The sequence below is a fragment of the Staphylococcus ureilyticus genome (assembly GCF_002902235.1).
In the GTDB taxonomy this organism is placed as follows: Bacteria; Bacillota; Bacilli; order Staphylococcales; family Staphylococcaceae; genus Staphylococcus; species Staphylococcus ureilyticus.
In genome coordinates this window covers 22,099-41,745 of sequence record NZ_PPRL01000027.1, presented here as the reverse complement: position 1 = coordinate 41,745, position 19,647 = coordinate 22,099, and the positions used below count along the sequence as shown (strand labels likewise).

18 protein-coding genes are annotated in these 19,647 nt (G+C 33.3%); all 18 read right to left on the bottom strand.

The features are described 5' to 3' along the window. Positions 1-4: 4 nt before the first annotated feature. The gene (gene rseP / locus CD150_RS03220; protein ID WP_073342283.1) at positions 5-1,291 is read right to left on the bottom strand and encodes an RIP metalloprotease RseP; all 1,287 of its coding nucleotides are present in this window, start codon (positions 1,289-1,291) and stop codon (positions 5-7) included. A 307-nt stretch (positions 1,292-1,598) separates the two neighbouring features. Next, positions 1,599-2,375: a phosphatidate cytidylyltransferase gene (locus CD150_RS03215; RefSeq protein ID WP_064209034.1), complete on the bottom strand. Its 777-nt coding sequence runs from the start codon at positions 2,373-2,375 to the stop codon at positions 1,599-1,601. A 17-nt stretch (positions 2,376-2,392) separates the two neighbouring features. Continuing rightward, positions 2,393-3,154, bottom strand: coding sequence for an undecaprenyl pyrophosphate synthase (gene uppS, locus CD150_RS03210; protein ID WP_070658430.1), 762 nt, complete (start codon positions 3,152-3,154; stop codon positions 2,393-2,395). Between the two features lie 226 nt (positions 3,155-3,380). Beyond that, the gene (gene frr / locus CD150_RS03205; protein WP_046208636.1) at positions 3,381-3,935 is read right to left on the bottom strand and encodes a ribosome recycling factor; all 555 of its coding nucleotides are present in this window, start codon (positions 3,933-3,935) and stop codon (positions 3,381-3,383) included. Between the two features lie 16 nt (positions 3,936-3,951). Then, a complete protein-coding gene (gene pyrH, locus CD150_RS03200; protein ID WP_019468449.1) occupies positions 3,952-4,674 on the bottom strand; it encodes a UMP kinase in 723 nt (240 codons plus the stop codon). Positions 4,675-4,808: 134 nt separating this feature from the next. After that, a complete protein-coding gene (tsf, locus tag CD150_RS03195; RefSeq protein WP_046208638.1) occupies positions 4,809-5,687 on the bottom strand; it encodes a translation elongation factor Ts in 879 nt (292 codons plus the stop codon). Between the two features lie 93 nt (positions 5,688-5,780). Beyond that, positions 5,781-6,572: a 30S ribosomal protein S2 gene (gene rpsB / locus CD150_RS03190; RefSeq protein WP_040030607.1), complete on the bottom strand. Its 792-nt coding sequence runs from the start codon at positions 6,570-6,572 to the stop codon at positions 5,781-5,783. 368 nt (positions 6,573-6,940) lie between these two features. Continuing rightward, complete coding sequence (gene codY / locus CD150_RS03185; RefSeq protein ID WP_046208639.1) at positions 6,941-7,714, bottom strand: GTP-sensing pleiotropic transcriptional regulator CodY; 774 nt, start codon at positions 7,712-7,714, stop codon at positions 6,941-6,943. 23 nt (positions 7,715-7,737) lie between these two features. Continuing rightward, on the bottom strand, positions 7,738-9,150 hold the full coding sequence (gene hslU / locus CD150_RS03180; protein WP_073342285.1) for an ATP-dependent protease ATPase subunit HslU: 1,413 nt from the start codon (positions 9,148-9,150) through the stop codon (positions 7,738-7,740). Between the two features lie 112 nt (positions 9,151-9,262). Next, complete coding sequence (gene hslV / locus CD150_RS03175; RefSeq protein WP_046208641.1) at positions 9,263-9,805, bottom strand: ATP-dependent protease subunit HslV; 543 nt, start codon at positions 9,803-9,805, stop codon at positions 9,263-9,265. 3 nt (positions 9,806-9,808) lie between these two features. Then, positions 9,809-10,699, bottom strand: a complete 891-nt coding sequence (gene xerC, locus CD150_RS03170; RefSeq protein WP_046208642.1) for a tyrosine recombinase XerC — start codon at positions 10,697-10,699, stop codon at positions 9,809-9,811. Between the two features lie 119 nt (positions 10,700-10,818). Beyond that, a complete protein-coding gene (gene trmFO / locus CD150_RS03165) occupies positions 10,819-12,126 on the bottom strand; it encodes an FADH(2)-oxidizing methylenetetrahydrofolate--tRNA-(uracil(54)-C(5))-methyltransferase TrmFO (RefSeq protein ID WP_073342289.1) in 1,308 nt (435 codons plus the stop codon). A 145-nt stretch (positions 12,127-12,271) separates the two neighbouring features. Beyond that, a complete protein-coding gene (topA, locus tag CD150_RS03160; RefSeq protein WP_046208644.1) occupies positions 12,272-14,338 on the bottom strand; it encodes a type I DNA topoisomerase in 2,067 nt (688 codons plus the stop codon). Positions 14,339-14,531: 193 nt separating this feature from the next. Further along, a complete protein-coding gene (gene dprA, locus CD150_RS03155; RefSeq protein WP_073342291.1) occupies positions 14,532-15,404 on the bottom strand; it encodes a DNA-processing protein DprA in 873 nt (290 codons plus the stop codon). Between the two features lie 226 nt (positions 15,405-15,630). After that, positions 15,631-16,536 (bottom strand): succinate--CoA ligase subunit alpha, encoded by a 906-nt coding sequence (sucD, locus tag CD150_RS03150; RefSeq protein WP_046208646.1) that lies wholly within the window; start codon positions 16,534-16,536, stop codon positions 15,631-15,633. Positions 16,537-16,557: 21 nt separating this feature from the next. Next, positions 16,558-17,724 (bottom strand): ADP-forming succinate--CoA ligase subunit beta, encoded by a 1,167-nt coding sequence (gene sucC, locus CD150_RS03145; RefSeq protein WP_046208647.1) that lies wholly within the window; start codon positions 17,722-17,724, stop codon positions 16,558-16,560. A 107-nt stretch (positions 17,725-17,831) separates the two neighbouring features. Next, positions 17,832-18,602, bottom strand: a complete 771-nt coding sequence (rnhB, locus tag CD150_RS03140) for a ribonuclease HII (protein ID WP_073342293.1) — start codon at positions 18,600-18,602, stop codon at positions 17,832-17,834. A gap of 9 nt (positions 18,603-18,611) precedes the next feature. After that, positions 18,612-19,472 (bottom strand): ribosome biogenesis GTPase YlqF, encoded by an 861-nt coding sequence (ylqF, locus tag CD150_RS03135; protein WP_103161338.1) that lies wholly within the window; start codon positions 19,470-19,472, stop codon positions 18,612-18,614. Positions 19,473-19,647 lie beyond the last annotated feature (175 nt).

Below are 19,647 nucleotides of genomic sequence, written 5' to 3'. Positions count from 1 at the left end.
CCTTTTATAAGAAATAACGTTGAATGTCATTCCACGTCACTAAGACCATTACAATTAATACAAATACTGCACCAATTGCAATAATTGTCGTTTCTGCTTTTTTGTTTAATGGTTTTCTGAAAATCGCTTCATATATTACAAATAAGATTCGTCCGCCATCAAGTGCTGGGACTGGTAATAAATTCATTAAACCTAAATTGACGCTTAGTAAAGCTGTCCAAGAAATCAAATTAATAATACCTGTTTTAACAACAGAGTCAACTGTATGATAGATACCGACTGGACCATTTAACATATCAAATGAAAATTGACCGGTGAAAATGCTCGCAATCATGCTTAAAATCGCGGTAAATATCAGTTTTCCAGCTACAATTGTTTGCTTTACGCCTTCAGTAATCGGTTTAAATACCGTATGTTCAGTAGAAGCAGTATAACCTAACAAATATTTAGTTTCTGAATGTGTTTTAGTTACTTTTTGTTCATATTTTTTTGGTTTTACTTGCAAGGTTTCTGTTTTACCATCTCGTTCTACTTTAATTTGTGTCTTTTTGTCTTTAACCTGTGATATTGCTTGATCTATATCAGATTTACTATTGATAGATTTGTCAGCAATTTTCATGATAGTATCACCTGTTTTTAAGCCTGCGTGTGCTGCTGGGCTATCTTGCGCCACTTTATCAACTGTATTTGTTGGTGTACCTTGATAATAAGCTAAGCCAATAAATAATACTAATGTAAGTAAAAAGTTAAATAATGGGCCAGCAAACAGTGTTAAGAATTTTTGATAAGGCTTTTTGTGTGTGAATTGTCGGTTTTTGGGAGCTATTTGAATTAAACTACCATTCTCAACAAAATAGGCTTTGTCAGCAATTTGATAATGATGTCTTTGCTGATCATATGCAGTTACACCTTCAATGTATAAATCTTCTTTAAAATCACATTGCTTAACTTCCATTGCTTCAATTTGTTGGAACTTATGTTGATCATCTAAAATGATATGTGTGATTTCATCTTTATCATTTAATTTTATCTTTACATGCATACCTGGTTGAACGGGTGGTTCCTCCAACCCGTCACCTGCCATTCTTACATATCCTCCAACAGGCAATAAACGAATGGTATATAAAGTTTCATTTTTTCTGAAACTAAAAATTTTCGGCCCCATTCCAATTGCAAATTCTGGACACATAATGCCAGCTCTTTTTGCAAAAAACATATGACCGTATTCATGAACTGTTACAAGAACACCAAATACGATTATAAAAGAAATAATTGTCACTAGAAAACTCAAATTGATACACCTCATATTTTCCGTAAGATTGTTCCATTATTTTTATATTGCTATAATATATAAGCTAATTTAATGCTTTTGATTATAAAATTATAACATAACAATACTAGCTGATACACGTAACTTTATACAGTAGAAAAAATTATCATGACTTAACACTTAAAATCTCTTACATATTTTAAAAACTTATGAAAAGGAGTTAAAAACTTAAATGTTTCATATGATTTCTCATCGACATTTAAATTCATAACTCCTTTTATTGTTCAATTATACAATTTTATTGGCACTTCGTTTACCTTAAAATCACTTATATTAAGAATATGTTTAATAATGGTAATACAAACATAAAACTATCAAATCGATCTAATATACCACCGTGACCAGGTAAAATGCGTCCAGAATCCTTCACACCAAAATGACGTTTAAAGCCTGACTCTACTAAGTCTCCTAACTGACCAAACATACTTAAAATAACCGTACATAACAGTAGTAACCATATTGCAATATCAAAATCTATAAACATCATCATTACAAGCGGAACTATCAAACTACAAATAATGCCGCCAATAAATCCTTCAATTGTTTTATTGGGACTGATGACAGGCCATAATTTATGTTTACCCATTAATCTACCAAAAATATACGCGCCAGTATCTGTAGACCACACAATTAAGAAAGCTAAAAGTATGTAATGTAATCCTTCTGATCTAGTTTCATATAGATACATGAAGCCTATCCCTACATAAGCTATAGACATTAAACAAAAGGCAGCATCCATAAAACTAAATCTATTTTTAGAAAGTACTGTATAACTGAGTAAAATAAAACTCATTGCTATTAAAGATTTTAATTGTAAATCGTTTACCCATGTACCTGCTTCTTGCGGTATCATAATAATTAATATTCCTAATGCACTTATAATTCCTGGGATGGATAGGAACTTTATCATATTCATATTCAACAATTCTTTGAGACCTATAAATGCTAATAAATAAGAAAAAAGCATTAGTACAAGGCCACCCTTTAACAATACAGGTAGAAAAACAATAAGTGCTATTATTGCTGTTAAAGTTCTAACTTTCATACTATTCTCCTAACTATTTATAATCCCCCAAAACGTCTTTGACGAGATTGATAAATTTTAATACAGTTTATTAATTCTTCTTTGTCAAAATCTGGCCAAAATTTTTCATTGAATATAAATTCACTGTAAGATACTTGCCAGATAAGAAAGTTACTAATTCGTTGCTCACCTGAGGTTCTAATTAAAAGGTCTGGATCAGGATAATCGTGGGTCATTAAATGTTCGTTAATCAATTGCTCTGTAATATGATCACTGGATAAGCCTTCTGAAGATAATTTTTCATAAATTGATTTTACACTATGGACAATTTCAGCACGTCCACCATAGTTAATTGCAAAAATTAATTTTAATCCTGTGTTTGCTTTGGTCTGTTCTTTTGCCTTATTAATCGCTTCAAGTGTTGCAGTTGGTAAATCATTTAAAAAACCAATCGTTTCTACTTTAACATTATTTTCTATTAATTCAGGTAAAAAGGTTTTTAAAAAGTTAACCGGCAAGTTCATGATATAATTGACTTCATTTTTAGGTCTTGTCCAATTTTCAGTTGAAAATGCATACAACGTTAAATATTTAATACCTAAATCACTAGCTTCTTTAGTTATTTTTTTAATCGTTTGCATACCTTGATAATGGCCTTTGATTCTAGGCAATTTTCTTTGTTTAGCCCAGCGTCCATTGCCATCCATAATAATTGCTATATGATTAGGTACATTATGTAAATCCAACTCATTGTTGGATGCATTAGGCTGGTTTTTTTTCTTGTTTAGCTTTTTAAACATGGTATTTCCTCCGAGCGTTATCATCTCTGCTTATTAAATTAGCTTCTAAATGCAATTATCTATCATTTTATCATACTAGATAAGCGCAATGAATAAACAAATAAAAAAACTGTACCAAAGTCTGATTTGATACAGTTCAGATAAATTTATAATATGCTTCATTTTCAATACCAAACAACTTAATGTTAAGTATTTACTCACAAAAAACATATCATAATTACCATGTTTATACTGACATAATATCTTGTTCTTTTTCTTCTAATAATTTATCAATGTCATTTATAGAATCGTCAGTTATTTTTTGTACTTCATTCGTTTGAGTTCTTAAGTCATCTTCAGTGATGTCACCGTTTTTCTCTTGCTTTTTAAGTTCGTCATTCGAATCACGGCGTACATTTCTAACTGCAACTTTAGAATCTTCACCAATTTTTTTAACTTCTTTTACAAGCTCTTTACGACGTTCTTCTGTTAATGCAGGCACACTTATACGAATGACCTCACCATCACTAGATGGGTTTACGCCTAAGTTTGCTGCATTAATTGCTTTTTCAATATTAGCCACTGATGTTTTGTCGTATGGTGAAATGACTAAAAGACGAGCTTCTGGTACATTGATACTAGCTAATTGTTGAATAGGTGTTGGTGCTCCATAATAATCAACAGTAACACCGTTTAAAAGGTTTGAATTTGCTCTACCAGCACTAATATTAGCTAACTCTCTTGAAAGACTATCAATTGATTTTTTCATCTTTGTTTTCGTGTCATTAATTATGTCACTCATTTTATACACCTCTAAATTATTTTGTAATTAATGTTCCTATTTTTTCACCCATAACAGCACGTTTAATATTTCCTTCTTCTGTGATAGAGAATACATTCAATGGGATGTTGTTATCCATACAGAAAGAAGATGCTGTTGAGTCCATGACTTGTAAGCCTTCTTGTAACATTTGAATATGTGTTAAATGTTCATATTTAACTGCATTTTCATCTTTTTTAGGATCTGCAGAATAGACACCATCAACATTATTTTTGCCCATTAAGATAACATCTGCTTCAACTTCAGCAGCACGTAAAGCTGCAGTTGTGTCAGTTGAGAAGTATGGATTACCTATGCCAGCAGCAAATATAACAACACGTTTTTTCTCTAAGTGTCTAATTGCGCGACGACGAATATAAGGTTCTGCAACTTGTTTCATCTCTATAGAAGTTAATACACGTGTATCACACTCTAATTGTTCCAAACTGTCTTGTAGTGCTAAAGCATTCATAACAGTAGCTAGCATGCCCATATAATCTGCTGTACCACGATCCATACCTAGATCACTACCAGTTTTACCTCTCCAGATATTACCTCCGCCAACAATCACTGCAATTTCACAATCCATTTTTGCTACCTCAGCTACTTGTTGAGCAACACTTTTAATAATTATGGGATTTATCCCGAATCCATCTTCACCTGCTAGTGCTTCACCACTTAATTTTAAAACGACACGTTTATATTTAGAAGTTTGAGCCATTGTCTTATCCTCTCTATTGTGAAAATATGTATTTGATACAAGTAAAGAAGACACAGTAGAACTTCCAATATAAAAGTAAGTCTTTCATACGGAGCACAAAAAGGTGTCTTCTTTCTTGTTCAAACTATGAAATATTATTTCATTTGTCCTTTTACTTCGTCAGCAAAGTTTTCTTCACGTTTTTCCATACCTTCGCCTACTTCATAACGTACGAAGTCAACTAGTTTTCCACCTTTTGATTTTAAGAAAGCTTCAACTGTTTGATCAGGATCTTTAACAAAGTTTTGGTCAACTGCACAAATTTCTTGTAAATATTTACGTAAACGACCTTCAACCATTTTTTCAACAATTTTTTCTGGTTTGCCTTCATTTAAAGCTTGTTGTTTCAATACTTCTTTTTCATGAGCAATTTCATCTTCACTTACTTGTTCAGATGAAACATATTTAGGGTTAATCGCAGCAATATGCATAGCTACATCTTTAGCAGCATCGCTATCAGTAGTACCTTCAACAACTGTTAATACACCGATACGTCCACCCATGTGTAAATATGAACCAAATGCATCATTATCTGATTTTGTTCTAACAGCAAAACGACGGATACTTAATTTTTCTCCGATTGTAGAGATTGCTTCTTTCATGCGTTGATCTACAGTTTTACCGTCAGCTAATTCAGATTCTAATAAAGCTTCAACAGTATCAGCTTTACTTTCTAACACTTGTGTAGCAATTTCTTTCACTAATTCTTGGAAACCTTCGTTACGTGCTACGAAGTCAGTTTCTGAATTAATTTCTACGATTGCCGCTTCATTTCCTTTTTCTTCTACATGTACTAGTCCTTCTGCAGCGATACGGTCAGCTTTTTTAGCTGCTTTCGCAATACCTTTTTCACGTAGGTAATCAATAGCTTTATCAATATCACCATCAGTTTCTGTCAACGCTTTTTTACAATCCATCATACCAGCGCCAGTTTTTTCACGTAATTCTTTTACAAGTTTAGCTGAAATTGCCATTTCATATTCCTCCATTATTTAATGAATTTTAATATATTTATTTTAAAAAAAGGTGATAAGCTTAAATATCTTATCACCCATTTTACATTATTCTTAGTTTGATTCAACAGAAGTGTTTTCTTCAGTTGTTTCTGCTTCAGTAGCTTCTTCTTTTGATTCATTTAAATCAATGTTTTGTTCAGCCGCTACTTCTTCATTTGATACACCTTGTTGACCTTCTAAGATTGCATCTGCCATTTTACCTGTTAATAACTTAACGGCACGGATAGCATCATCGTTTGCAGGGATAACATAATCGATCTCATCTGGATCACAGTTAGTATCCACAATACCAACGATTGGGATGTGTAATTTACGTGCTTCAGCAATTGCGTTGCGCTCTTTACGAGGGTCAACTACAAATAATGCTTGAGGCATAGATTTCATATCACGAATTCCGCCTAAGAATTTAATTAAACGGTCATATTCTTTTCTTAGTTCTACTACTTCTTTTTTAGGTAATACTTCGAATAAGCCATCTTCTTCCATTTTTTCAATTTCAGAAATACGTTTGATACGTTTTGAAATTGTTTTATAGTTAGTTAAAATACCACCTAACCATCTTTGGTTAACGTAGAATTGACCAGCACGTTCAGCTTCAGCTTTCACTGATTCTTGTGCTTGTTTTTTCGTACCAACAAATAAAACTTTTCCGCCATCTTCTGAAATTTGTTTTATAAAGTTGTAAGCTTCTTCTACTTTCTTCACTGTTTTTTGTAAGTCGATAATGTAGATACCGTTTCTTTCAGTGAAGATGTATCTTTTCATTTTTGGGTTCCAACGGCGTGTTTGGTGACCGAAGTGAACACCTGCTTCTAGTAATTGTTTCATTGAAATTACTGCCATAAATAAAATCCTCCTATTGGTTTTTTACCTCCATAAAAAGCTCATATAAACACGATAACAATTTATCGCACCCTTTATACTTCCGCTCTCTATGTGCGTATTGGCTTAATAGCCGTGAATAAATATATCATATTCATACATATAAAGCAATAGTTCAGCTTATAATTTCTCATTTATAATAGCAGAGATTCAAACCATATTTTATCAATTCAAATATCACTGTAACACTTTATATAGTCAGCATTTTCCATTATAAAATGATATTGTATTTATTTTTTACATATTCACTAAATAAACGCATAACGCATGGATATACTAAATAATATAAAAGCGTATATAGCAATTGTATTTAAAAGCAATTCTACATTTTATTTTATTCTATCTAATTCATCTAAGAATTTTTCTTTTTTAACTTTAATAAACGTACCTTTCATACCTAAAGAACGTGATTCAATAACTCCTGCGCTTTCTAACTTACGCAATGCATTAACAATCACAGAACGTGTAATTCCAACCCTGTCAGCTACTTTAGAAGCAATCAACAAGCCTTCTTTACCACCTAATTCTTCAAAAATATGTTCAATCGCTTCACTTTCTGAGTATGATAATGAATTGATTGCCATATTAATCGCAGCTTTATCTCTAGCTTCTTGTTCAACTTCATTATGTTTTTCACGCAGAATTTCCATACCTATGACTGTAGCCGCATACTCACCTAAAACAAGATCATTTTCAGAAAAGTCGTCTTGTACACGTCCTAGCACTAACGTACCTAGTCTTTCTCCACCACCTAATATTGGAAAGATAGTTGACTTACTATCTTTAAATACATCTTCGTTTTCAGGTGGGAAAACTGAAAGATCACTTTCAATTCCAATATTGGATTCTGTTTCTTTTACATCCATTAATTTATCTGTATATTCCACAGGTATGTGTCTATTTTCTAGCATTTGAATAATACGTTCATTTTTTAACAATTCATTTAAACTTGATCCTAAAATTTTACCTTTTCTTGACACAATGAAAACATTTGTCACTGTTACACTACTTATCGTTTGTGCGACGTCTTTAAAGTCTACAGCGATTCCTTTGTGCTTTTGCAAAAGTGTATTTAATTCTCTTGTTTTTGATAATAAGCTCATATTACTTCTCCTTTTTGTTTATATTATAAAATAAATGCACTTAAATCTTTATTTGTTGAAATTGATTTCAACTTATCATCAACATATTGAGGTGTGATATCTACAACGGCATGTGGCATGTTCGGTGCTTCGAACGATAAATCTTCTAACATTTTTTCAAGTATTGTATGCAATCTACGCGCACCAATATTATCTGTATCTTGGTTAACTTGAAAGGCAATCTCTGCCAAACGTTTAATCGCTTCTTCGGTGAAATTCACCGTTACTTGTTCCGTTTGGAGTAGCGCTTCATACTGTTTAATCAATGATAATTTGGGTTCAGTTAAAATGCTTACAAAGTCTTCCACAGAAAGGCTTTCTAATTCAACACGAATTGGGAAACGACCTTGTAATTCAGGTATTAAATCACTTGGTTTTGAAACATGGAATGCACCAGCACCAATGAATAGCATATGTTCAGTATTAACAGTACCATATTTAGTTTGAACCATGCTACCTTCAAGTATAGGTAAAATATCTCTTTGTACACCTTGTCGTGAAACATCTTGACCTGAATTTTGATTGTTAGTAGCCACTTTATCTATTTCGTCAATAAAAATAATTCCCATTTGTTCGGCTAGCTCAATAGCCTCTTGATTGGCAGTTTCTTGGTCAATCAGTTCATCCGCATATTCATCAGTCAAAATATTTCGAGCAGTTTTGACAGGGACTTCTCTTTCCACTTTTTTCTTAGGCATTAGTTGGTTCATCATATCTTGCATTTGTTGGTTTTGATTTGTACCTAACATACCTAAAGCACCTGGGTCCTGTTCGACTTTTAATCTCACTTTTTCTTCTTCAAGTGAACCATTTAATAATTGTTGTTTGATTTCAGAACGCTTTGTTTTGATTTCTTCAGTTGGCGTTTCTTCATCATCGTCCTCATTATTTTGACCAAAATTAGGTATTGCTCCGCCAAAAAGAGATTCTAAAGGGTTGTTACTGTTAGTGCTATTCGCTTTCTTCTTCATGCTTGGAACTAAAAGTTTAACTAATTTTTCGTTTGCTTTACTTCGCGCTTCATCTTCAACTAACGCTTTCTTTTGCTCTTTTACCAATCTAACAGCAATATCAACTAAGTCTCTAACCATACTTTCAACGTCACGCCCAACGTAACCTACTTCTGTGAATTTCGTAGCTTCTACTTTAATAAAAGGCGCACCAACCACTTTAGCCATACGTCTCGCAATTTCAGTTTTCCCTACACCAGTTGGTCCAATCATTAAAATATTTTTAGGTGCAATTTCTTGTTTCTCTTCATCAGAAAGTAGGCTTCGTCTATATCTATTTCTTAATGCTACTGCTACCTTGCGTTTAGCGTCATCTTGACCAACTATATATTCGTTAAGTTTTGAAACGATATCTTTTGGCGTTAATTTAATACCATTCGACTCCATATGAGAAATACCTCCGTTACTTTATTTTCTTCAAAAATCCATTATTTATTATACATTTATTTCATAAATTTTTACTTTTTGTTATTACAACATATTTTAAAATATAAGTTTTTTAAAGTTCTTCCACAACGATTTGGTCATTCGTAAACACGCAAATATCAGAGGCAACCTTTAAACTTTCATATGCCATCTCACGCGCACTTAGATCAGTAGCATGACGTTTTAATGCTCTACCTGCACTTAAGGCATAATTGCCACCGGATCCAATTGCAATTAAATCATCATCTGGCGCAATCACTTCTCCAGTACCACTTACGACTAGTATTGAATCTTTATCCATCACAATAAGCATCGCTTCTAGCTGTCTTAACTGTTTATCGCCTCTCCATTCTTGCGCTAACTCAACAGCGGCTCTTTCTAAATTACCGCTAAACTGTTGTAATTTTGTCTCGAACTTTTCAAATAGTGTAAAAGCATCTGCCACACTACCTGCGAATCCAGCTAACACTTTATCATTATATAAGCGTCGAACTTTTCTAGCGGTTTTTTTCATAATAACTTGTTCGCCAAGTGTTACTTGTCCGTCACCAGCCATTGCCGAATGTCCATTATGTTGTACTGCGTAAATAGTTGTCGCATGAATAGATGTACTCATATTTTAATTCTCCTTTTTTGCACGAGGATGTGCATTTAAATATACTTTTTTTAATTGATCATTCGTAACATGTGTATAACGACCTGTCGTCGATAAATTGACATGTCCTAGTAATGATTGCACTGTTCTTAAGTCAGCGCCTTGATTTAACATATGTGTAGCAAATGTATGTCTTAATTTATGCGGATGTATATCTGTTACACCTGCAGTTCGTTTCACTACATCATTTAACACATAACGAATGCCACGCTCAGTGATAGGCGCACCGTTCATGTTAACTAACAAATAGTCGTGTTCGGTACCTTTTTTTGGACTAAATGCTTCTAAGTAATGTTCAATGCTTTGTTTACAAAATTCACCGAAAGGGATAAACCTTTCTTTACCACCCTTACCTAAAACTTTAACACCTGGTAAATTCATATCCAAATCTTGCTCTTTGATATTTACTAACTCTGATACCCTGATACCAGTAGCATATAAAAGCTCCAAAATAACACGATCTCTTAATCCTTTTTTTAAATCTTTATCTACTGTTTTAAATAATGCTTCCATTTCTTCTTCATAAAAAAAGTGCGGTAAATATTGTTCTTTTTTCGGATGAACTAATTGTATAAATGGATTTATGACACTTTCGTCTTGTACCATCCAATACTCATAAAAACTTCTCAGCGTAGAAATTTTACGAGAAACCGATGTTCTTTTCAAGTTTTTTGAATATAAAAAACTTAGGTAATTTCTAGCATCTTTATATTCAAAATTAGCTAAGCTTAAATGCTCTTGATTTAAAAAATCATTAAATTGCTCTAAATCATCATGATATGATTTCAATGTATGTTCAGAAAAATGTCGTTCTACTTTAAGCATGTATAAATAAGCTTGTTGGATTTCTTCCAATAAAAACCCCTCCATCGATATAAATTGTAGCATATCGATAGAGGGAACTGCGAAACATAACTATTAAATTGAGAAAAACTTTTTTTAATTTTCTGAATCAATATTTCACTATATTAACATCATAATGTTTCTTTAAAGTTGTCCAAATATGTCAAAGCTCTATGCGCAAGTTGTTCATATCTTATTTTTTTATCTTTAATTTTTTCATCTAAATCCGGTAGCAAACCGAAATTGGCATTCATCGGCTGGAAGTTTTTTTCATTTTTCGCATGAGCAATATAATAAGCCATGCTACCCAGCATCGTTTCTCTAGGGAAAATAACCCTTCCTTTATTTTCAACTTTATGAGCTACGTTGATACCAGCAATCAAGCCGCTTGCTGCACTTTCTACATAACCTTCTACACCAGTCATTTGACCAGCAAAATGAAGAGATTCTCTTCCTTTTAATTCATAAGTTTCAGTGAGTACATCAGGGGAGTTAATAAATGTGTTTCTATGCATGACACCGTATCGAACAATTTCAACATTCTCTAAACCTGGTATCAATCTAAGTACTTCTTTTTGTGCACCCCACTTTAGATGTGTTTGAAACCCTACTAAATTATACAAAGTACCAGCAGCATCGTCTTGACGTAACTGTACAACTGCATATGGTATTTCGCCAGTCTTGGGATCTTCTAAGCCAACTGGTTTCATCGGACCAAACAATAATGTTTTACGTCCACGTGCTGCCATTACTTCAAATGGCATACAACCTTCGAAATATTTTTCTTTTTCGAATTCATTCACTGGTGCGACCTCTGCTTCTAATAAAGCATCATAAAATCTGTTAAACTCTTTTTCCGTCATCGGACAATTTAAATAAGCAGCTTCACCTTTATCATAACGTGACTTTAAATAAACTTTATTCATATCAATACTATCTTTTTCAACAATCGGTGCTGCAGCATCATAAAAATATAGTTGATCTTTACCTGTTGCGTCAACAATTTCTTGAGCTAATTGATCTGTTGTTAATGGACCAGTAGCAATGATTGTATATCCATCAGGTATAGTGTTAATTTCTTCATTAATTACAGTTACATTCGGATGGTTTTTCAATGTTTCAGTAATATACCCTGCAAAATCATGTCTATCTACAGCTAACGCACCACCAGCAGGAACACGCGCTTTGTCTGCTGCAGTTATAACCAATGAATCCATTCGACGCATTTCTTCTTTCAATACACCCACGGCATTCGTAAGCGCATTGCCACGTAATGAATTGGAACAAACTAATTCAGCAAATTTATCTGTATGATGTGCCGGCGTTTGTTTAACTGGCCTCATTTCAATTAAATTTACATGAATGCCTCTTTGCGCTAATTGATAAGCGGCTTCTGAGCCAGCTAAGCCAGCCCCTACAACATTGACAATTTGAGTCATATATATCCTCCTATACAAAAAATAGCAACTACGACACTATTTTATAAGCTAAATAACATATCTCTACATTATAAATATGAATCGTAAGTTGCTAAATATTATTAAAAAAACAGTTTCCTTTTCTAATAATTAATTTATATATTTGTTATTTTTGTTCTTCTTCTTTGTAATCACAATTTGAGCAAACAACCTGACTTTTACGTCCTTGTTTTTTCTCTACTAAATAATGTTCACATTTTGGACAATCACGTCCAATAGGTTTATCCCAAGTTACAAAATCACATTCGGGATATTTAGAACAACCATAGAAGATACGATTTTTCTTAGACTTACGTTCAACGACATCGCCCTCTTTACATTTAGGGCAAGTCACACCAATTGTTTTGACGATTGCTTTAGTGTTTCTACAATCAGGGAAGTTTGAACATGCCATAAATTTACCATATCGACCCATTTTTATAACCATTGGTGCACCGCAAACTTCACAATCTTCTCCTGCAGGTTCATCTTTAATTTCTATTTTTTCCATTTCTTCTTCTGCACGTTCAACATCTTGCTTAAAACTATTATAGAAATCTGAAATAACTTTTTTCCAAGCAATTTCACCTTCTGCAACTTTATCGAGTAACGTCTCCATATTAACTGTAAAATCTACATCTATAATTTCAGGGAAATATTCTTTTACTTGTTCATGAACAATTTCGCCTAATTCTGTAGGAACAAATCGTTTACTTTCATTTTTAACATAGTTCCTTTTTTGTATAGTATCAATTGTCGGTGCATAAGTTGAAGGACGACCAATTTTCATTTCTTCTAAAGTTTTTACCAATCTTGCTTCTGTATAACGTGGTGGAGGTTGAGTGAAATGTTGTGAAGGTTCAATATTGGTTGCTGTAACCATTTCACCTTCATTGATATTAGGTAATTTATTTTCTTTACCTTCATCTCCATCATCTTTTGTTTCAACGTATAAAGTCATAAAACCTTTGAATTTAATTGTTTGCCCATTTGCTCTGAATTTCAAATCATTTTGTGTTAAATCTAATGCTACTGTATCTAAAATAGCAGGTGCCATTTGACTTGCTACAAAACGCTCCCAAATTAATTTATACAGTCTATGTTGGTCTCTAGTTAAATAATTTTTCATTTCGCTAGGTGTACGTAAAGTACTTGATGGTCTTATAGCTTCGTGTGCATCTTGATCTCCTTGACCTTTAGATTTACGATTCGAAGTATATTCATTACCATAAGTGTCTTTAATATAATCCTTGGCTTCACTTTTAGCTTGTTCAGAAATTCTAGTAGAATCTGTACGCATATAAGTGATCAAACCAACTGTACCTTGTCTTTTCAAGTCGATACCTTCATATAATTGTTGGGCAAGCATCATTGTTTTACGCGCTTTGAAATTCAATTTTCTTGCAGCTTCTTGTTGAAGTGTTGAAGTCGTAAATGGATTGGCAGGATAACGCGTCTTTTCTTTTTTTGTTACCTTTGTAACTTCAAATTGATCCCCATCAAGCTGTGACGTAATCGTCTCAACATCATTTTTATTAGTTAATTTGTATGGCTTGTTTTTATAATGTAAGAATTTAGCACTAAATTTAGATTTTTTATATCTAAATTCTCCTTCTATTTTCCAATATTCTTCTGGTTTGAAATTTCTAATTTCATTTTCACGATCAATGACTAATCTTAATGCGACAGATTGAACGCGACCAGCAGAAAGTCCTTTTTTAACTTTCTTCCATAAAACAGGAGAAATATTATAACCAACTAAACGGTCTAAAATTCTTCTAGCCTGTTGTGCATCCACAAGTTCCATTTCTATGCCTCTAGGATGTTTAAAACTTTGTTTCACTGCATCTTTGGTTATTTCATTAAATACTACTCTATTTTCAGTAGCGTCTTCTAAATTCAATATATTCGCTAAATGCCAAGCAATTGCCTCACCTTCACGGTCGGGGTCACTTGCTAAGAATATATTTTTTGCTTTCTTAGCATGTTTTTTTAATTCCTTAACAACAGGGCCCTTACCGCGTATAGTAATATATTTGGGTTCATAGTCATTTTCTACATCTACGCCCATTTGGCTTCTTGGCAAATCTCTAACATGCCCCATAGATGCGATAACTTTATATTTTTTACCTAAATATTTTTCAATGGTTTTAGCTTTTGCAGGCGATTCAACTATGACTAAATTTTCTGCCAAAGTAGTTACCCCCTTGCATTTCTAATTACAAAGATAAATGATAAACGGTCTATTTTGTTTTTGTCAATGTTTTTAATTTTAAATTTATTTAATCGAAGGCGTATTTAGAATTAAATAAAGGAAAAGACACTGTTTATACACATCTTTTTCAACTATAAAACAGTTTTTCAAAATAAATACATTAATCTAAATTTTAGTTAAAATCATCTATGATGTCTTTCGCAGATATTACAATTTTCGCGCCTTCTTGTGCACTTATTAAGTTCCCCATTGTCATATCATTGAACATCGAACCTGGCAAAACATATACTTCTCTATTTTGTTCTAATGCACAATTAGTCGTAATAGAAGTACCACTTTTAATTGTAGATTCTGTAATCAAAACCCCTTTTGATAAACCACTAATTAATCTATTTCTTTCTGGAAAATGATGTTTAAGCGGCTTTTGATATGGTAAATATTCACTTATGACTAATCCAGTGCGCTCAAGTTGATTTCTAATATTTTGCGTTGATTTGGGATAATGATTAAGATGGCCAAATCCTAACACCGCAATCGCTGACATTTGATTGTCTAATGCATGTTGATGTGCTGCTTGGTCTGCACCTTCTGCTAATCCAGAGACTATGGTTAGATCTTTCTTTTTAAATGAAGGGAAAAGGAATTTCAATGCATCCCCTGTATATCGAGTAGCATGTCTAGATCCAACGATTGCAAGGGTTTGATCACGCGTTGTTAACGTGATATCTCCTTTATAAAAAAGTATAAGTGGAGGATCATGTATTTCGCGAAGCAATTTCGGATATAATGGATGGTTAATACCAATAAAATTAATGTTCCATTTATGTAATTGAATAAGAATGGCATCAATGGGATTGTTTACAAAATCTTGATATATTTGATCTTTCTTTTTAGATTTAATTGTTGATAAATATAGTTGTAATATTGCTTGCTGCTCGTGTTTATTGTAAAACATAAAATCATTCTTATATTTCAGCAATCGATGTATTTGCTGTGTGGACAATCCTGAGAAACGCAATTTCAAAAATAAATAATCTATGTTCATATATCGTACTCCTTTATAAAATAATTATAAAGTAAAACGATATAAAGTTTGTTTACAAATTAAATTCATTTAGACTGTATTTGTAATCTAGTTTTAAGAAGAAATTTAAATACGTACCCCACACTACTTCAACACCATACAAAATTCAAACACTGAAAATAGCACAAACTCCAACATATTTTAGGAGTTTGTGCTCATTTTTAAGCTATTCTATTATTAAATTGCTTTATTTAATAGTAAGTAACTGTTCATAGATGCCAGCTTCTTTTGCAGCATCAATTAATGTTGTACCAATTTCTGATGGTGTATCAGCAGTTTTCACACCACAACTGTTTAGTGTTTTAATTTTCTCTTCTGCTGTACCTTTACCGCCAGAAACAATTGCGCCAGCATGACCCATACGTTTTCCTGGAGGAGCTGTTTGTCCACCAACGAAACCTACAACAGGTTTGTTCATGTTAGCTTTAATCCATTCAGCAGCTTCTTCTTCAGCAGTACCGCCGATTTCACCAATCATAACAACTGCTTTCGTTTCATCATCTTCATTAAATTGTTTTAATACATCGATAAAGTTAGTACCGTTAACTGGATCTCCTCCGATACCTACTGCAGTTGTTTGACCAATACCTTCTTCAGTCAACTGATGTACAGCTTCATAAGTTAATGTACCTGAACGTGAAACGACGCCCACATGGCCTTTTTTGTGTATATAACCAGGCATGATACCAATCTTACATTCATCTGCAGTAATAACACCTGGACAGTTTGGTCCAATCACACGTGTTTTCTTGCCTTCTGAATAACGTTTTACTTTAACCATATCGATAACTGGAATATGCTCTGTGATACATATAGCTAAATCTAACTCAGCTTCAATACATTCTAAAATAGCATCTGCTGCAAATGGAGCAGGTACATAGATTACTGAAACAGTTGCACCAGTTTCTTCTTTAGCTTCTTCAACAGTATTGAAAACTGGTACGCCTTCTACTACTTGTCCACCTTTACCTGGAGTTACCCCTGCAACAATTTGCGTACCATATTCAAGCATTTGTTTTGTATGGAAAAGTGCAGTAGACCCTGTGATACCTTGTACAATTACTTTTGTATTTTTATCTATCATTACGCTCATCTTAGCGTTCCCATCCTTTCCTTACGCTTCTTTTACAAGTTTTACGATTTTTTGTGCGCCTTCTGCCATTGTTGCAGCTGGTTCAATAGCTAATCCTGATTCATTCAGAATTTCTTTACCTCTTTCAACATTTGTACCTTCTAAACGTACAACTAACGGTAAAGTTAATTCAACTTCTTTAACTGCAGCAACAATACCTTCAGCAATGATATCGCATTTCATAATACCACCAAAGATATTAACAAAGATACCTTTTACGTTTTCATCACCTAATATGATTTTAAACGCTTCAGTAACTTTTTCTTTCGTTGCGCCGCCCCCTACGTCAAGGAAGTTCGCTGGATTACCACCAAAGTGATTAATTGTATCCATTGTCGCCATTGCAAGACCAGCACCATTTACCATACAACCAATGTCGCCATCTAATGCAATGTATGATAAATCATATTTAGAAGCTTCGATTTCTTTTGGATCTTCTTCTTCTAAATCGCGTAATTCTTGGATATCTTTATGTTTAAATAACGCATTATCATCAAAATTAAGTTTTGCATCTAATGCAAGTACTTGTCCATCACCTGTAGTTACAAGTGGGTTGATTTCAACAATTGAACAATCTTTTTCAATAAATACATTATAAAGTGATACTAAAAATTTAGCTGCTTTATTAATTGATTCTTTAGGAATATTAATATTGAAAGCAATCCTTCTTGCTTGATAAGGCGCTAATCCAACAACTGGATCGATTGTTTCTTTGAAGATTTTTTCAGGTGTCTCAGCAGCAACCTTTTCGATTTCAGTACCGCCTTCTTCTGATGCCATCAAAGTTACTCTGTCAGTTGCACGATCGATTACAAATCCAACATAATATTCTTTTTGAATGTCGCAGCCTTCTTCTATGTAAAGGCGCTTAATTTCTTTACCTTCTGGCCCTGTTTGATGTGTTACTAATGTTTTACCTAATAATTCTTTCGCATATGTTTCCACTTCAGATAGTGATTTTGCAATTTTAACGCCGCCTGCATTACCTCTACCCCCGGCGTGAATTTGCGCTTTTACAACATATACATTTGAATCTAATTCTTTTGCCTTTTCAACTGCTTCTTCAACAGTAAATGCTACACGTCCTTCTGGGACAGCAACGCCCATTGAACGAAATATTGCTTTACCTTGATACTCGTGGATATTCATTCTCCATCCTCCTGTTTCTTAGGTTAAGTTCATATTTAATTATAGGAAATGAAAGCGCTATTGTAAACTGATTTAAACTACTTATTTCAATTCTTTTAATTTTTAGATTATTTATAAAGCGATTTAATTGGTTGAAATGTTTTTCTGTGGGCATTTAAAATGCCGTGATTTTTAATTGCATCTAAATGTTGTTGAGTTCCGTAACCAACGTTTTTTTCAAACCCATACTCCGGAAACTTTTGTGCAAGCTGCGTCATATATCTGTCCCTATTTTCTTTAGCTAGGACACTTGCTGCAGCAATTGATACACTTTTAGCATCACCTTTTACAAGTGATGTTTGATCGATATCTGTTTCTAGTGTCATCGCATCAATGAGTAAATGGGTAGGCTGAACTGACAATCCGTTGATCGCACGTTTCATAGCTAATTTTGTCGCTTCATAAATGTTGATTTCATCAATTTCTTCTACTGTGGCATAGCCGAATGCATAAGCATGTAATTCTTCTAATAATTGGCGCTCTAATACTTTTCTTTTTTTGGCGGTCAGTTGCTTCGAATCATTGAGGCCTGTATAGTGATGATCATGATTTAATATCACCGCACATGCAACAACTGGTCCTGCGAGTGGGCCTCTGCCTACTTCATCGATACCACAAATCATCGCATTTCCATCATTTGCTAATATTTGATTTTCATAAAAAGTCATAGCTTGATATTGATTTAATAATTGTTGTTCCTTATCTAGTTGCTTGATTCGTGTTACTATGGCTTTTTGGACACCTTTACGGTCATCTTTATAAAATGGTTGAAGCTGGATTTCATTAACTGAGTGTAAGGTGGCTAAGTGGTCTTTAATATCTTTGATTGTTTGCTTCATAAATTCACGTTACACTTCCATTTCTTTAATAACATCAAACGTATATGTTCCTATTTTCGCATTTCTAATTTCATGTATGATTAATTCAATGACCGCTTCATAGTCAACTTCATTACCACTACGCAACAATCCTCTACGACGTCCAATAGCATCAAACCATTCTATATTTTCTGCTTCTATCGGTACATCTATTTTATAATGATTTTTCAATCCTTCATAATGATGCGTTTTTAAAAATTCAAGACCGTAAATGGCAACTTCATCTAAATGAACGATACTATCTTTAATCGCACCTGTAATACTTAGTTTTTTTCCTACGAGTTGGTCTTCAAATTTGGGCCAAAGTATACCTGGTGTATCTAATAATTGGAGCGAATTGCCAACTTTGATCCATTGTTGTTGCTTTGTAACACCAGGTGTATTTCCAGTTTTAGCAATAGATTTGTGGGCTAACTTATTAATAAGTGTAGATTTCCCAACATTAGGAATGCCGACGATCATCGCACGAATCGCACGTGGTTTTAATCCTTTTTTCTTTTCACGCTCAAATTTTTCTTGTGTTGCTTTAATAGCTGCTTGTTCTACTAATTTTAGTCCTTTTCCATGTTTAGCATCAATCGCCACAGGATAATAGCCTTTTTCTTTAAAATAAGACTCCCATTTTTCTAATTCTTTTAAATTCGCCATGTCTTTTTTATTCAAAATAACTACTCTCGGTTTCTGCTGTATAACATCATCAATCATTGGGTTTCTTGAACTATAAGGAATACGAGCATCTACTAGTTCAAAAACAACATCTACTTTCTTTAATTGTTCTGCAACTTCGCGTTTTGCTTTCGCCATATGCCCTGGATACCATTGAATTACCATGTACATCACCTTTCTCATACGTTTATGTTTCAAAATTATATATTTTACTCATACCATTCATTGACCTTAAAATCATAACATGAGGGATGAATAGTTATAAATAAAAATTTGTATTTACTTTATTAAAAAACTCATTCACACTATTTTCCTATAATAATTACCAAATTGTCTAGAA

What these genes read in the sequence shown, in the direction of transcription:
- CD150_RS03215 (WP_064209034.1), bottom strand. Translation starts at nt 2,375, where the DNA reads ATGAAAGTTAGAACTTTAACAGCAATAATAGCACTTATTGTTTTTCTA.
- uppS (WP_070658430.1), bottom strand. Translation starts at nt 3,154, where the DNA reads ATGTTTAAAAAGCTAAACAAGAAAAAAAACCAGCCTAATGCATCCAAC.
- frr (WP_046208636.1), bottom strand. Translation starts at nt 3,935, where the DNA reads ATGAGTGACATAATTAATGACACGAAAACAAAGATGAAAAAATCAATT.
- pyrH (WP_019468449.1), bottom strand. Translation starts at nt 4,674, where the DNA reads ATGGCTCAAACTTCTAAATATAAACGTGTCGTTTTAAAATTAAGTGGT.
- tsf (WP_046208638.1), bottom strand. Translation starts at nt 5,687, where the DNA reads ATGGCAATTTCAGCTAAACTTGTAAAAGAATTACGTGAAAAAACTGGC.
- rpsB (WP_040030607.1), bottom strand. Translation starts at nt 6,572, where the DNA reads ATGGCAGTAATTTCAATGAAACAATTACTAGAAGCAGGTGTTCACTTC.
- codY (WP_046208639.1), bottom strand. Translation starts at nt 7,714, where the DNA reads ATGAGCTTATTATCAAAAACAAGAGAATTAAATACACTTTTGCAAAAG.
- hslU (WP_073342285.1), bottom strand. Translation starts at nt 9,150, where the DNA reads ATGGAGTCGAATGGTATTAAATTAACGCCAAAAGATATCGTTTCAAAA.
- hslV (WP_046208641.1), bottom strand. Translation starts at nt 9,805, where the DNA reads ATGAGTACATCTATTCATGCGACAACTATTTACGCAGTACAACATAAT.
- trmFO (WP_073342289.1), bottom strand. Translation starts at nt 12,126, where the DNA reads ATGACTCAAATTGTCAATGTTGTAGGGGCTGGCTTAGCTGGCTCAGAA.
- dprA (WP_073342291.1), bottom strand. Translation starts at nt 15,404, where the DNA reads ATGAACATAGATTATTTATTTTTGAAATTGCGTTTCTCAGGATTGTCC.
- sucD (WP_046208646.1), bottom strand. Translation starts at nt 16,536, where the DNA reads ATGAGCGTAATGATAGATAAAAATACAAAAGTAATTGTACAAGGTATC.
- sucC (WP_046208647.1), bottom strand. Translation starts at nt 17,724, where the DNA reads ATGAATATCCACGAGTATCAAGGTAAAGCAATATTTCGTTCAATGGGC.
- rnhB (WP_073342293.1), bottom strand. Translation starts at nt 18,602, where the DNA reads ATGAAGCAAACAATCAAAGATATTAAAGACCACTTAGCCACCTTACAC.
- ylqF (WP_103161338.1), bottom strand. Translation starts at nt 19,472, where the DNA reads ATGGTAATTCAATGGTATCCAGGGCATATGGCGAAAGCAAAACGCGAA.